Genomic DNA, 14,393 nt, shown 5'->3' on the forward strand with positions numbered 1-14,393 from the left:
TTTATGGAGTCAGCGCTTAGGCCCCATGCGGTTGCGCATGTCCATCATGATCGAATCAGCAGCGGCAACTACCAAAGGGGCCCATGCCTGCAACTTTTCCAGCGTAACACGATAGGCTGGCCCGGTCACCGAGACGCCGGCCAGCATATGACCATCGTCGGAGTGGATCGGCGCGGCAACGCAGCAAATGCCGCTTTCATGCTCCTCGAGATCGAAGGCATAGCCACGCCCCCTGACTGCCGAAACGTCAGAGAGAAGTTTCGAAGCATTGCGAATCGTATGCTCGGTATAAGGGCGATATTCGAGGCTTGAGATTCTCGCTTCAAGCTCGGCATCGTCGAGCGCGGAAAGTGCCGCCTTGCCGACGCCGGTGCAATAGGCTGGCGAGGCGTTGCCGATCTGCGAATACATGCGTACGGATTGCCGACCCTCGACCTTGTCGAGGTAGATGACCTCCGTGCCGCGCAGGACGCCAAGATGGACGGTTTCACCGGTCACTTCCTGCAAACGATGCAGATGCGGCTCGGCGATGGCGCGAAACTCGTTGCGCGCCCAACTGCGCGAGGCAAGCTTCAACAGCCGCAATCCGATGTGATAGCGCCCGTCACGATCGACCTCCAAAAGCCCCTCCTCGACGAGGTGCGACAATTGGCGATGCAGCGTGCCGCGCGGCTGATCGGAAAGCGAGAGGATATCGGTGAAGCGCATCGGAGCATCTGCGAGCGCAACGAGATCGAGCAGAAAGACAAGCTTCCCCAGCGTTCCGGTTTCCCGGTCGCCTCGGCTTTTATTTTCTTTGCCCTCTGAACCCAGATCCACGCTCATTCATTTATCTCTGGCGCAGCCGCACTATCCTTGACACGACGACAGGGTAGTCGGATAATTCCACATAGTCAAATTATGTTCCGAATAATGGAACTTTGTTATCCGGGAGGAGACATGTCGGTGGGTACCCAGGCGCAATTTCCCGATCTGAAAGATCGTACCGTCCTCGTCACCGGCGGCGGCTCCGGCATCGGCGCGAGCCTCGTGGAAGCCTTCGCGAAACAGGGCGCAAAGGTCGCCTTCATCGATATCGCCGAGGAGCCCAGCAAGGCGCTGGCGGCTAAGCTTTCAAGCCAATCGACCCATCCCGTTACCTTCTACCATGCCGATCTGCGTGACGTCGGCGCGATCAAAAGCACGGTTGCAGCCGTCGAGTCCGATCTCGGCGCGATCCGCGTGCTCGTCAACAACGCGGCATGGGACGACCGGCACGACATCGACACCATGACCGAGGACTATTGGGACAACAGCCAGGCGATCAATTTGAAGCAGGTCTTCTTCGTCTCGCAAGCAGCCGCCCCCGGGATGCGCGCCGCCGGCGGCGGCGCGATTATCAATTTCTCCTCGATCGTCTTCAAGATGAACCCGCCGATGCTGTCCTCCTACGCGACCGCGAAGTCCGGTATTATCGGGCTCACCAAGAGCTTTGCCGGCCGCTTCGGCCCCGAAAATATCCGCGTCAACGCCGTGCTGCCTGGCATGATCGTCACTCAGCGGCAGCTCGACCTCTGGCTGACCGACGACGGCATGGCCAAGACGGTCGAGCGGCAATGCCTGAAGCGCGTGCTCAACGCCGACGATCTGGTCGGGCCGGTGCTTTTCCTGGCATCGGACTGCTCGGGCGCCATGACCGGACAGGCCATCACCGTCGATGGCGGCATTTTCTAACATCAGATTTCTGACGCAAGACTTGGAGCATTTCTCATGACGAAGCCCGCATATGTCGCGGTGGACTGGGGCACCAGCAGTTTCCGGCTGTGGCTGATCTGTGAAGACGGCAGCATTCTCGCAGAGCGCCGCAGCGGCGAAGGCATGACCACGGCGGCCCAAACCGGCTTTGCCAAGGTCCTGCAGGCTCATCTGGACGCCATCTCAGCCCCTGACGATATCCCCGTCATCGTCTGCGGCATGGCCGGAGCGCGCCAGGGCTGGGTGGAAGCCGGATATATCGACACGCCGACATCGCTCGCCGCCATCCTGACCGGTGCTGTTTCCGTGCCCGGCCAATCCCGCGATATCCGCATCCTACCGGGCCTGGCGCAGCGCAGCCAGCAGGTGCCTGACGTCATGCGCGGCGAGGAAACGCAACTGCTCGGCGCGATTGCCGCCAACGCCAAGGGCGAACAGCTGGTCTGCATGCCGGGAACGCATTCGAAATGGGTGCGCGTGCTGGACGGCCAGGTGACGGGCTTCTCCACCTTCATGACCGGCGAGCTCTTCGACATCATTACCAAGCACAGTATCTTGTCGCATGCCGTTGCCGGCGCGTCGGATCAGCCTGCCGATACCAAAGCATTCGAGGCAGCCCTCAAGGCAGTCCTGGACAGGCCCGCGCTTGCCACCAACCTGCTGTTTACGGCCCGCTCCGGCCAGCTCCTGAACGGGCTGATTTCCGCCGGCGCGCAGGCGCTGATCTCGGGCACATTGATCGGTGCTGAGATCGCTGGCGCGCTCACGTCGGCTGGTGAGAATGCGGCCATCACGCTCGTTGCCTCTGGCCGCCTCCAGGCTCTTTATGAAGATGCCTTCCGCAGCCTCTCTCTCAATTACAAGACCATCGACGCCGATGCCGCCGTCCGTCGCGGACTGTCCGCCGCGGCCGAAGCAATCTGGTTCAAGAAAGAAAGCAAAAGCTGATGACGACCCGCATCCCCTTCCCGCCCATGAAGCGCCCGCTCATTGCCATTCTTCGCGGCATCAAGCCGGAGGAAACGGCCGATATCGTCGGCGCGCTGATCGAGACAGGCTTTACGGCCATCGAAATTCCGCTGAACTCGCCGGAACCGTTTCGCTCTATCGAAATCGCCGCCAAGATGGCGCCGGCCGACTGCCTGATCGGCGCCGGCACGGTGCTGACGGTGGAAGACGTCGACAGACTTGATGGTGCCGGCGGCAATCTGCTGGTGACGCCGAATGTCGAGCCTGCGGTGATCAGCCGCGCCCTTGACAAGGGTATGGTGACGATGCCGGGCGTCTTCACCGCGACGGAAGCGCTTTCGGCCGCCCGCGCCGGCGCCACGGGCCTGAAATTCTTCCCCGCCGGCGTGCTCGGCGCCTCCGGCATTACCGCCATCCGCGCAGTCCTGCCGCCGGAACTCGTCATTGCAGCAGTCGGTGGCGTTTCGGACAAGAATTTCGCCGATTACACCAAGGCAGGCATCCTGGCTTTCGGCCTCGGTACCAGCCTTTACAAGCCGGGAATGACCGCAGCAGAGGTTGCCGAACGCGCCAAAGCCACCATTTATGCCTATGATGCAGCCATAGGAGCCTGATCTATGACCGATATTCATGATTTTCAGGGCAATATTCTCTGCAACACCTCTTCCGTCCTGGGAGAAGGCCCGACTTACGACCCCGATACGGACACCGTCTGGTGGTTCAACATCCTCGGCAAGGAACTGCATGAACTGCACCTGCCAACGGGTGAGAAAAAGGTTCACGAGCTGCCGATGATGGCGAGCGTGCTGGCCCGCGTCGATGCGGAACGGCAGATGATCGCCACGGAACAGGGCCTCTTCCTTCGCGACATCGCGACTGGCGAGCTGAGCTTCTATACCGCCATCGAGGCCGACAAGCCCGAAAATCGCTCCAATGACGGGCGCACGCATATTTCCGGCTCCCTCTGGATCGGCACCATGGGCAAGCGCGCCGAGATGCAGGCGGGCGCGATCTACCATGTCGCCGGCGGCAAGGTCACCAAGATCTTCGATCAGATCAGCATCCCGAATTCCATCTGCTTCTCGCCTGATGGCACCATCGGCTATTTCACCGATACGCGCGTCAGCCAGCTCATGCGCGTGCTCGTCGATCCCGAGACCGGGCTTCCGACGGGCGAGCCGATCGTTATGGTCGACAGCATGGAAGATCCGGGCGGTCTCGACGGCTCGGTCTGCGATGCGGACGGCTATATCTGGAATGCGCGCTGGGGCTCCGGCTTTGTCGACAAATACAGCCCGGACGGCCTGCGCATCGAGCGCTATCGCGTGCCTGCCATGCAGCCCTCCTGCCCGGCCTTCATCGGCAAGAATGCGGACCGGCTTGCCGTGACGACCGCCTGGGAAGGGCTGGATGAGGAAGCCCGCTCCATGCAGCCGCAGGCCGGCGCGCTTCTGGAGCTCGGCCCGACCGTCAGAGGCATTTTCGACCCTCCATACAAGCTTTGATTGAGATCCGCCTTCAGCTGATCGGCGCTGAGGGCGGCATTGTTTTCGACCGGCGATGCAGAACCGGAAGGCGGTCCTGACGTGCGCAAAATTGAAATCTGCGTTGAACCGTTCTGTTATCCCATCAATCTTTCTGGTTGTCCTACGACGTGATAATTTACTGATTTTGCAGCATATTCCTTTTCTTTCCGAGCTGCATGACGCGATTTTCTGCAACTTTTGACGGAACCAAAACCTACCTGAGCCATTGCCTATAAGACCGGTAAGATAACGGTCGGCACCACAAAGGTTCCACTCGCGCTGGTAAGCATGCGCGTTGATTAAGCATGCCCATCAGAATGAAAGGTAGGTTCACGATGACTGGGAAACTCTTCACTTCTGTCGCCGCAGGCGCAATCTTTGCTACGGCGTCCGTGCTTTCACCCATGGCTTTCGCTCAGGCGCAACAGCCATCGAACGGAGGTACCGGCAACGATGCACCGGTGACACAGACCGCGCCGGCAACGCCGGATGCCACCAAGCCGGACAGCTCGACGACACAGAAAAGCACTCAGGCCCCTGCCCCGGCAACAGGGACAGATCAGGCCGGTGGCTATCTGACCGTGCAGTCCGCGGACCAGATCAGTGCCAGGACCTATATGGGCCAGTCGGTCTATAATGGTCAGAACGAAAGCATCGGCAGCATCAACGACCTGATCCTGCAGAAGCAGGGCGGTGTCGTCGCCGTAGTCGTCGGCGTCGGCGGTTTCCTTGGCATGGGCCAGAAGAACGTCGCCGTTCCGTTCGACAAGATCAGCGCCGCCCAGAATGCTCAGGATGGCACCATCAAGCTGACGACGACCGAGACGGCCGACGCCCTGAAGGCCGCGCCGGAATTCAAGACGCTTTCGATGCAGGCCTCCGAAAAGGCCGCAAACTCGGCCGGAACGTCGACAATGCCGGGGACGGACAGCACGACCACTTCGTCGACCACCAACAAGTAAATATCGGCAACGAGCCAATATAGGTCAGACGAAATGCAGAAGCGGCGGCCATATCGGCCGCCGCTTTCTTTGACTGACTTTCCAGAATTGCTTTTCCGGATCTAGGCGATTTCACGCTCGCTGCTGAGATCGAAATAATGGGTCTGCAGATAACGAAGCGTCGAAGCGCTGTCTGTCGGCTTTCCGAAATAATAGCCTTGCCCCATGGCGCAGCCGAGTGCCTTCAGCTTTGCCGCTTCCGCATGTTCTTCTATGCCCTCTGCGACCACGCGCAATTCAAGCCCTTCGCACATGGCAAGAACGGCCTTGATGATATGTTCCGATGCCCGGTCCGAATTCATGCGCGAGACGAAAGCCCGATCGATCTTGACCTTGTCGAAGATGAATTCGCGCAAGCGCCCGAGACTGGACTGGCCGGTGCCGAAATCATCGAGCGAGATACGCACGCCGACCGCGCGAAGATCGGCGATGATGCGATGGGCAGTATCGGCCGAGCTCATGACCGCGGTTTCGGTGATTTCAAGTTCGAGACGATGCGGGTCCAGACCGGCGCGCGTCAGGATGGCTAGAATGCTGCTGCTCGTGCCTGGGTCCATCAGCTGTGCCGAAGAGAGATTGAAGGACAGGAACAGTTCGCGTGGCCACGCGAGTGCTGCCTCCGCCGCCTTTCGCAGCAGCGTTTCGGATAGGGCGTCGATAAAGCCTCGCTCCTCGGCAAGCGGCACGAAGACAGCGGGCGAGACGAAGCCGAGATCCGGATCGTTCCAGCGTGCCAGGGCCTCGAAGCCGAGAACCATGTTGTTGGCAAGCGAGACGATCGGCTGGAAATGCACGTCGATGGAGTCGGAAATGATAGCATTGCGCAGCGCCTGCTCGAGCTGCGTCGCACGCTTCATCTCCTGTGCAATCTCTCTGGAATAAACAGTAATCTGGCCGCGGCCGCGACGCTTGGAGCGATAGAGCGCCGTATCCGCATTTTTCAGGAGATCGTCGAACTCTTCTCCGGCGAAAGGGTGGATGGCGAAGCCGAAGGAGGCGGAAAGGCGGACATTGCGGTCGCCGAGATCATAGGGCGCCGACAGCACTTCGCGGATCATCTGCCCGAATTTCTCGGCACCGACGCGCTCGAAGACAAGCGGCAGCACAAAGGCGAACTCGTCGCCATCATGACGCGTGACCATCGCGCCGTCGGGTATGCAGGCCTTGAGACGATGGGCAACCTGGCAGAGGATCTCATCCCCCGCCTCGACGCCGAACAGGTCGTTGATCGGCTTGAAGGCATCGAGATTGACAATCCCGATCGTGAAGGGTGCCGGATCGCCGGCACGCTCGAGCGAAAGCGCACGCGCACGCTCGCGCATGCGATGGCGATTGCCCAATCCGGTGAGCGGATCGGTATAAGCGATTACCTGCGGCTCCTGACTGACTGGTCCCGGCAGCATCTCAGTCGATTTCATATTTGGTTCCGACCTTTTCTCCACCCGGGGGAAAAGCATGCCGAGGAAGTCTTAATAAAGGATGCCAAGACGACAGTCATTCGACGCCGGCGATAAGTTGCCGTCGGAGGTGATATCATTGTAACATTTATCTATTTTGCGCCTTCAGGGCACCGCGCATATGCTTCTGGAATACAGTCTCGATGATATCGGGACTGACCGGCTTCAGGATGACGTCGTCCATGCCGACCTCGGCGCATTCCTTGCGATCACGCTCGAAAGCCTGCGTCAGCACGCCGATAATCGGCGTATGGGAGCCGCTGCCCTTTTCCGCGCCACGGATCAGCCGGGTGGATTCAAAGCCATTCAGCCCTGGCAGCGAAATGTCCATCAGGATCAGTTCCGGACGATGTTCCTGCCACAAGCGCACCGCCTCGTCGCCGCTTGCGGCAATCACATAGCTATATCCCAATCCCTCAAGAATCTGCGAGAAGACGATCTGATTGATGTCATTATCCTCGGCGACCAGAATCTGCGCTCGGCGCTCCTCGCCGGGCACACGCCGCCATTCGGGCGCAAGCCCTGACTCCGCGATCTCGCCAAGCTCGCCACGGATGTTGCGATTGAAATGACGCGCGATCAGGAAGGCAAGCTCGGTTGCGAGCTGCGATCCGTTCAACGACAGCGCGGCGAGGTTCTGCCGCTCGGCCAGCTCAATCCCGCGCTTACCGAGCTGGTTGTCGACGATGACCAGATCGATCTTGACGCCGTGCTCGCTCGCCACGTCCAGAAATGCCGCCTCTTCGTTCTCGTTGTGGACGACGCAAGCTTCGAAGCCATATTTCTCGAGCGCCTTCAGAGCCGCGGTTTCAGCAGCGAAATCAGACGTGACCACGAGTACCTTGCGGCCGCTGAAATTCTCCGGAACGAAGGTCTCCATGGCGGCCGGGCGGCGCGAAATGGTCTGCAGCGCAACCATCGGCACATAAGCGCGGCGGTAGGAGCGATCGCTGTTTTCCCGGATGCTCGATGCCAGCGCGAACTCGTCGAAATCGCCGCCATCCTTGGGCAGGTCCTGCATGGTGCAGACCAGGAAATAGCGCCCCGGCTTGCCGATGCGCTGCTTGCGGGTGACGATATCGCGTTCGACGCCGTCGCGGGCGATCTGGCGTTGCCGCGAGATCGACATTTCGCCGGTCTCGATCACATGCCGGTCGCTCTCATGGAAACGATTGGCAAGGTCGGTGGAGAAGATGTCGATGCTCTTGCGACCGCGCACTTCGTCCGCCGCCGTCTGATATTTGTCGCAGAACGCCCGGTTGACCGCGACGTAGACGAGGTTCTGGTCCTTGACGAAAACCGGAAACGGCAGATTGTCGAGAATATCCTCGGTCAGCTGCACGCGTTCCATGTCGATGCGCCACTGCTCCTCGCGCTTCTTGACTTCGGAAACGTCTGACATGATGCAAAAGCCGATGCCCGACGATAGCCGCCGATTGAGGATGCGCACCCAGCGGTCGTCGGTGAAATGCTCGGTCGTCTCGAAGCGTTCACGCCAATGCGAGGCTATGCGCTGCGATATCCAATCGTCGCGATTAGCGGCCGTTTTGGTCTGGTGGCGCTGATAGCGCACGCCCGTATCGAAGACGGCGCTCAGAAAGTCGCGCAGCCGCGTGGACGGTTGCAGGAATTCCGGCTCTATCGGGAAAAAGTTCAGAATCTGACGGCTGGCAAACAGCAACTGGTCGTTCTTGTCATAGGCGAAAAAGGCGCTGGAAAGACCATCGCAAAAGGCATCGAAGAACATCGTCTGCAGACTGCCGCCGAAAGGCGCATCAGCCGTCGTCATTGCCAAAGCTGCCTTTTCAATCTCGGCAGTCATTCGTCGGATTCCTACACTCAATCAGTTTCACAACACGGCAAATCGACAGGGCGGTATTCGCTCTGCAAGGCAAGTTCGTGGAAATTGCATGCTGGCCTTGACACTTGAAGCAGATGGCACCTGGCTCATGAAAGTTGACGGCCACCAACCTGCCATCAAGAGCCGTCAGCATGCACGAAACGCGCCACCTGCGGTCATTTCAAGTTCTGTCTCGGCAACCTGTCATCATTCCCTTAAACATTGATTAAATTTCTTAACAAAGCCTCGGATGGAAACGGGTGGATCATGACCGGACAATCGCCTTTCCTCTTTCCACACCGCCGCGAATCCACGACAATGACGCCATGGCCATCAAGCAACTCTCCGAAACACTGATCAACCAGATCGCAGCCGGCGAAGTCATCGAGCGCCCGGCAAGTGCGGCCAAGGAGCTGATCGAAAACGCGCTCGATGCCGGCGCGACACGCATCGAAATCGCGACCGCAGGCGGCGGCAAGGCGCTACTCAGGGTGACCGACAACGGCTCCGGCATGGAAGAGGCGGATCTCGAGCTTGCGGTCCGGCGACACTGCACCTCGAAGATTTCCGAGACGCTGGAAGATATCCGCACCCTCGGCTTTCGCGGCGAGGCCCTGCCCTCCATCGGCTCGGTGGCGAAGCTCTCGATCGCAAGCCGCAGGGTGGGCGCGGCCGGTGGTGCCGAAATTGCGGTTGCTGGCGGCAAGGTTCTGCATCTACGCCCGGCGGCTGCCAATCCCGGCACGATCGTCGAGGTGCGCGACCTGTTCTTCGCCACGCCCGCGCGCCTGAAATTCCTGAAGACCGAGAAGGCGGAGGCGGCCGCGATCACCGAAGTCGTCAAACGTATGGCGATCGCCTTTCCGCGCGTGCGCTTCGTTTTGTCGGGCAGCGACCGCTCGACGCTGGAATTTCCCGCGACCGGCGACGACCATCTTGCCCGCATGGCGCAGATCCTCGGAGCCGATTTCAAGGACAACGCCATTGCTCTCGATGCGGAGCGCGAGGATGTGAGCCTCACCGGCTTTGCCGGCGTGCCGACCTTCAATCGCGGCAACTCCGCGCATCAATATGCCTTCGTCAACGGCCGGCCGGTGCAGGACAAGTTGATCCTGTCGGCGATCCGCGGCGCTTATGCCGAAACGATTCCCGCTGGACGCTATCCCATCGCCGTTCTTTCGCTGACCCTCGATCCCGCTCTGGTCGACGTCAATGTGCATCCGGCAAAATCCGATGTGCGCTTCCGCGATCCGGGGCTGGTGCGCGGCCTGATCGTCGGCGCGGTGCGTGAAGCCCTGGCGCGCGAGGGCGACCGTGCCGCCACGACCGGCGCCGACGGCATGCTGCGCGCATTTACCGCCGGACGCTCCGGTTTCCAGCCGGGTTGGCGCCCTTCGCCCTCAACGACTGCGTGGACGGCCGAAACTTCACCATCCCGCCCCTATGAGCGACCAGCGGCAACGGCGGGCTACAGCTTTGCCGAGAGGCCGCAGGCGGCGTTTGACGGACTGGTGATGCCGACAGCGCGTGCCGAAGTCGCGCCGCCAACAGAGCCGGCGCGGGCCGAAGAGCCGGCACGCTTCCCGCTGGGCGCTGCGCGCGCGCAGCTGCACGAAAACTACATCGTCGCCCAGACGGAGAACGGGCTCGTCATCGTCGACCAGCACGCCGCGCATGAACGGCTGGTGTTCGAGACGATGCGCAAGGCCCTGCATTCGAAGCGCCTACCCTCGCAGGTGCTGCTCATTCCAGAGATCATCGACCTGCCGGAAGAGGATTGCGACCGGCTGATGGTATTTGCCGAGGAGCTCGGCGAGCTCGGGCTGGCGATCGAACGATTCGGTCCCGGCGCTGTCGCCGTTCGCGAGACGCCGGCCATGCTGGGCGAGGTCGACGCGCAGGGTCTGGTCCGTCAGTTGGCCGACGAAATCGCCGAGTGGGACACCGCCTCCGGCCTTGCCGCCAAGCTGGAATATATCGCGGCAACCATGGCATGCCATGGCTCGGTGCGCTCGGGCCGGCGCCTGCGCCCGGAAGAGATGAATGCGCTTTTGCGTCAGATGGAGGCAACACCCGGCTCCGGACAATGCAATCACGGCAGGCCGACCTATATAGAGCTGAAGCTTACGGACATCGAACGGCTGTTCGGACGCAGCTGACACCTGCCGTCTTCGAAGGGAACTTTTCCTGAAAATAGTCCGGAAAATTATGCAGCAGCTTTAAAGTGCTACAGCTGCCTTTGCGCGTCGTATTTGACGCGCGGCGCTGTAGTGCGGTATGGCAAACGGATGACAGAGATCAAGGACGGCGTCAGATGAATCTTTTTGAAGGACATGGAAACCGCGAGGCGAAAATTCGCTATCTCGACGGCGATTTCCAGATCCTGATGCCGGGCTCCTATGTCGTCTGCGCCATGACCGGCAAGCATATCGCTCTCGATGAGCTGCGCTACTGGAGCGTCGCCCGCCAGGAGCCCTATGCCGACGTCATCACCTCGTTCGAGGCCGAAAAGCGCGCAGGCGCCCTTCCCAATCAGAAGCGCTGATTTTCAACGCTGGATAACCGGACCTGGCTCTAAGCTGCTTTGCTATTGCGCTTTTCCCGCAAGCGGCGCTCACGCGCGGCTGCGATCGCCCTGTCGAGAATCAGCGCTGGAGCCTGAGGATCATCAAAGACCATATCGATCTCGATGACCCTGCAGCGCTGCAGCAATTCGTCGGCACGGCCATGGTGACCGATCAGGCGCACGTAGTCCTTCGACGTGGTGACGATTTCCAGCCCTTCGCGCGAGGCTATATCGAGCATGTCGGAGACCTCGTCGTCGCCGGGATGTTCGTGATCCCCGAAGCTGCGCCGCACGGCGATATCAGCCCCCAGCGTCTCGACCGTTCGGAAAAATTTCGCCGGATCGGCAATGCCCGCAAAGGCAAGGACCTTGCGGCCGCGTAGATCCTCCTGCCCGCGTACCTTGACGCTCGCGGCGAAGAAAGGCTTCCCCGCCCTTGCCGCAAGGCGAACGACGCGATCGGCGTCGTTGCCCTCCCCGACCTTCAAGAGAGCGGATGCATAAAGAAGCTGGGTGCGCAACGGCGCACGCACAGGACCGCCTGGTACGAGGTGGCCGTTGCCGATGCCTCTGCCGGCATCGATCACCACAAGAGCGTAGTCGATGGCGAGCTGTGCGCTCTGGAAACCGTCATCCATGATGATGAGGTCGGCGCCCTCGCGCACGAGCCTTTCGGCACCGTCGGCCCGGCGACGGGCAATGACCGTCAGTGCCTCGCGAGCCAGCAATAGCGGCTCATCGCCGACAGCCGTGGCATGGTGATGGGCGGGATCGACGACCGTCGTGACATCGAGCGAGCCGCCATAACCCCGGCTGAGGAAACCGGGCTTTAGCCCCTTAGCCTTGGCAGCCTGGGCGAGCGCCAGCGCCGTCGGCGTCTTGCCCGCGCCGCCGACCGTGAAATTGCCGACGCAAATGACCGGCACTGGCACGGAGGCGCGCTTGCCATTGACCATGCGATGTCCGGCGATACGGCCATACAGGAAGGAAAAGGGTGAGAGCCCCCAGGCACGCCAATCCGGCTTTCGCCACCAGAAAGGTGGGGCTTCCGATACCATTTCGCTAATCCAGCCCTATTCTTGCGCCTGCGACGAACCGGCAAGAAAGGGCAGATTGCGTGAAAAAGCAAGCCATTGCCGGGATCAGGCCGATTGCGCCACAGGCATGAGCAGGCCCTCCAGCTCGGTAATGTCATTGAGGCAATAGTCGGATGCGGCCGTCAGCGTCTCTCGCGAACCCGTTCCCGTCAACACGCCGACGGTCAGACCGACGCCGGCATTGCGACCCATATAGAGGTCGTGATTGTTGTCACCGACGACGGCGACCTGCGCGGGCGAAAGGCCCGTCGCCGCATAGAAGCCGAGCACCATGCCAGGCTCCGGCTTGGTGCCGAAGCCGCTGTCGTAGCCGGCGATATAATCGAGATAATCGATGAAGCCGAAGCGGCGCGCCGTCTGGCGGATGGAGCGCTCATTGTCGCTGGAGGCAACGCCGAGCTTGTAGCCACGCGCATGCAGGCGCTGGAAGAAGGCGGCGAGATCGGTGACCGGCGAGGAAAAATCGGCCGCATGGGCAAAGAGCGCGTCGAGTTTCTCCACGAGTTCCGAGACACTCACTTTCGAGCCGGCGGCCACCAGTCCCTCGGAAATCTGCCTGGTATTGCCGGCCGCGAGCAGACTGTCGGGCACGATATGTCCGGTGATTGGGTCCATGCCGCAGGCGGACAAAAGGTGATCCGCCAAGATGGGATCATCCTGAGCCGCGATCCTGGCAAGCTCGCGATTGACCGGCAGCCAACTCTGGTCATAGTCGAGCAGCGTGCCGTCCTTGTCGAAAAGAATGCCCGCAATCGCTCCCGTCTTGACCGCCGTCATGCCATTACCTTCTTATCCGTTCGCCATCGTCTTCGGCATCAGCCGCGCCTTCACCGAAAGCGGATTGATATAGGGCTCCAGGCCCTTAACCGTTGCGGCCAACGCGCCGCGCATTTCATGCACGGCTGCGAAGCCGGCATCGATCATGCCGCGCCGCGCCGTGTCGTTGGTCAGCAAATAATGCACACCGCGCGCCAGCATCTCGGTATCACGCACCATGCGGGCGCTGCCGCGGCGAGCGAGCAGCTGATAGGAATCGCGGAAATTCTGGACATGGCCGCCCGTCAGGATCGCGCAGCCGAGCATCGCCGGCTCCAGCGGATTCTGGCCGCCTTCGTTGAACAGCGATTTGCCCATGAAGGCGACTTCGGTCATCCGCAGATAAAGCCCCATCTCGCCGATCGTATCACCGAGGAAGACATCGACATCGGGCGAAAGGATGTCGTTGCGGGTGCGGCGCGCCACTTTCAGGCCCTGTTCGACGAGCATCGCTTCGATCGCGTCGCCGCGCTCGGGATGGCGCGGCACGATGATGGTAAGCTGGCCGTTGTGCTCCTTCAGCATCGAGTGGACAGAGGCTGCAGCACCCTCCTCACCTTCGAAAGTGGAGACCGCAGCCCAGGTCTTGCGGTCGCCAATCTGCTTCATGTAGCTGGCAAGTATCGGCGCATCGTAGGACGGTGCGTCCGTATCCACCTTGAGATTGCCTGATTTCAAGACCTGCAAGGCGCCGAGATCGCGGAAGCGTTCGGCATCGAGGTCGGACTGGGCCACGACCAGCGCCAGATTTTCAAACAGCGCCTCGGCAAGCGAGAGGTGCCGGCTCCACCGTTCAAAGGATCGATCCGACATGCGGGCATTGACGAGAATCTGCGGGATACGCCTGCGGCCAAGCTCCATGATCGTCGTCGGCCAGATCTCGGATTCGGCGAAAATGGCGCAATCGGGCTGCCAATATTCGAGGAAGCGCTTGATGGCGGGCTTGAGATCGAGCGGCACGTATTGATGGATGACCTCTTCGCCAAGGCGCTGATGCGCTACCTTCGCCGAGGTCATCGTGCCCGTCGTCAGGATGACGTGAATATCGCGACGACGGATTTCGCGGATCAACGGAATGACGGCCGAGGTTTCACCCACGCTTGCCGCGTGAAACCAGATCAACGGCCCTTGCGGACGATTGGCGCTCGCATAGCCCGAGCGCTCCAGCTTGCGGGAACTGTCTTCCTTGCCCTTGGCCGCGCGAACGGTGAGATAAGGCCCGATGAACGGATAGACGGCGATCCCGCCAAAACGATAGGCGCTCAAGGCAAGACGCGCCCTGAGGCTACTCATTTCGTTCGCCTCCTATCCCAGCTGATCACCATCAATGCCAAATCCCGATTATCAACCGGCCGAATAAACAGCCTAATTTTCGTTCTTATTGTGT

Annotated in this window: 13 protein-coding genes; 7 read left to right on the forward strand and 6 right to left on the reverse strand. The window is 60.7% G+C overall.

Annotated elements, in window-relative coordinates; all coding sequences use genetic code 11:
• Positions 1 to 9: 9 nt before the first annotated feature.
• Positions 10 to 825, reverse strand: a complete 816-nt coding sequence (locus tag GA0061100_RS25460; protein WP_075855621.1) for an IclR family transcriptional regulator — start codon at positions 823 to 825, stop codon at positions 10 to 12.
• 114 nt (positions 826 to 939) lie between these two features.
• Between GA0061100_RS25460 and GA0061100_RS25465 the strand changes: the two genes are divergently transcribed.
• The 5 genes from GA0061100_RS25465 to GA0061100_RS25485 all read left to right on the forward strand — a co-directional run bounded on the left by GA0061100_RS25465 (position 940) and on the right by GA0061100_RS25485 (position 5,191).
• Positions 940 to 1,713 (forward strand): SDR family NAD(P)-dependent oxidoreductase, encoded by a 774-nt coding sequence (locus GA0061100_RS25465; RefSeq protein ID WP_075855622.1) that lies wholly within the window; start codon positions 940 to 942, stop codon positions 1,711 to 1,713.
• A 36-nt stretch (positions 1,714 to 1,749) separates the two neighbouring features.
• Positions 1,750 to 2,682, forward strand: coding sequence for a 2-dehydro-3-deoxygalactonokinase (locus GA0061100_RS25470; RefSeq protein ID WP_075855623.1), 933 nt, complete (start codon positions 1,750 to 1,752; stop codon positions 2,680 to 2,682).
• Positions 2,682 to 3,317, forward strand: a complete 636-nt coding sequence (locus GA0061100_RS25475; protein WP_075855624.1) for a 2-dehydro-3-deoxy-6-phosphogalactonate aldolase — start codon at positions 2,682 to 2,684, stop codon at positions 3,315 to 3,317. Before GA0061100_RS25470 ends, GA0061100_RS25475 begins: the two co-directional genes overlap by 1 nt.
• A 3-nt stretch (positions 3,318 to 3,320) precedes the next feature.
• Positions 3,321 to 4,208 (forward strand): SMP-30/gluconolactonase/LRE family protein, encoded by an 888-nt coding sequence (locus tag GA0061100_RS25480; RefSeq protein WP_075855625.1) that lies wholly within the window; start codon positions 3,321 to 3,323, stop codon positions 4,206 to 4,208.
• 356 nt (positions 4,209 to 4,564) lie between these two features.
• Positions 4,565 to 5,191 (forward strand): PRC-barrel domain-containing protein, encoded by a 627-nt coding sequence (locus GA0061100_RS25485; protein WP_075855626.1) that lies wholly within the window; start codon positions 4,565 to 4,567, stop codon positions 5,189 to 5,191.
• A 101-nt stretch (positions 5,192 to 5,292) separates the two neighbouring features.
• On the opposite strand, the gene GA0061100_RS25490 is transcribed toward GA0061100_RS25485, so the two are convergent.
• Both GA0061100_RS25490 and GA0061100_RS25495 read right to left on the reverse strand, forming a co-directional pair.
• Positions 5,293 to 6,648, reverse strand: coding sequence for a putative bifunctional diguanylate cyclase/phosphodiesterase (locus GA0061100_RS25490; RefSeq protein WP_075855627.1), 1,356 nt, complete (start codon positions 6,646 to 6,648; stop codon positions 5,293 to 5,295).
• 127 nt (positions 6,649 to 6,775) lie between these two features.
• Positions 6,776 to 8,509, reverse strand: a complete 1,734-nt coding sequence (locus GA0061100_RS25495) for a response regulator (RefSeq protein ID WP_075855628.1) — start codon at positions 8,507 to 8,509, stop codon at positions 6,776 to 6,778.
• Positions 8,510 to 8,853: 344 nt separating this feature from the next.
• On the opposite strand from GA0061100_RS25495, the gene mutL reads away from it, so the two are divergent.
• Both mutL and GA0061100_RS25505 read left to right on the forward strand, forming a co-directional pair.
• The gene (mutL, locus tag GA0061100_RS25500) at positions 8,854 to 10,686 is read left to right on the forward strand and encodes a DNA mismatch repair endonuclease MutL (RefSeq protein ID WP_075855745.1); all 1,833 of its coding nucleotides are present in this window, start codon (positions 8,854 to 8,856) and stop codon (positions 10,684 to 10,686) included.
• A gap of 155 nt (positions 10,687 to 10,841) precedes the next feature.
• A complete protein-coding gene (locus tag GA0061100_RS25505; RefSeq protein ID WP_075855629.1) occupies positions 10,842 to 11,072 on the forward strand; it encodes a DUF2093 domain-containing protein in 231 nt (76 codons plus the stop codon).
• 29 nt (positions 11,073 to 11,101) lie between these two features.
• Here GA0061100_RS25505 and lpxK read toward each other — a convergent pair whose 3' ends face one another.
• From lpxK to waaA, 3 genes are all read right to left on the reverse strand, one after another.
• Positions 11,102 to 12,151, reverse strand: a complete 1,050-nt coding sequence (gene lpxK / locus GA0061100_RS25510; RefSeq protein ID WP_075855630.1) for a tetraacyldisaccharide 4'-kinase — start codon at positions 12,149 to 12,151, stop codon at positions 11,102 to 11,104.
• A gap of 84 nt (positions 12,152 to 12,235) precedes the next feature.
• The gene (locus GA0061100_RS25515) at positions 12,236 to 12,967 is read right to left on the reverse strand and encodes an HAD family hydrolase (protein ID WP_075855631.1); all 732 of its coding nucleotides are present in this window, start codon (positions 12,965 to 12,967) and stop codon (positions 12,236 to 12,238) included.
• A gap of 12 nt (positions 12,968 to 12,979) precedes the next feature.
• Positions 12,980 to 14,299: a lipid IV(A) 3-deoxy-D-manno-octulosonic acid transferase gene (gene waaA / locus GA0061100_RS25520; protein WP_075855632.1), complete on the reverse strand. Its 1,320-nt coding sequence runs from the start codon at positions 14,297 to 14,299 to the stop codon at positions 12,980 to 12,982.
• Positions 14,300 to 14,393: the final 94 nt, after the last annotated feature.

Source organism: Martinezella hainanensis, from assembly GCF_900094555.1.
Taxonomy (GTDB): Bacteria; Pseudomonadota; Alphaproteobacteria; order Rhizobiales; family Rhizobiaceae; genus Rhizobium; species Rhizobium hainanense.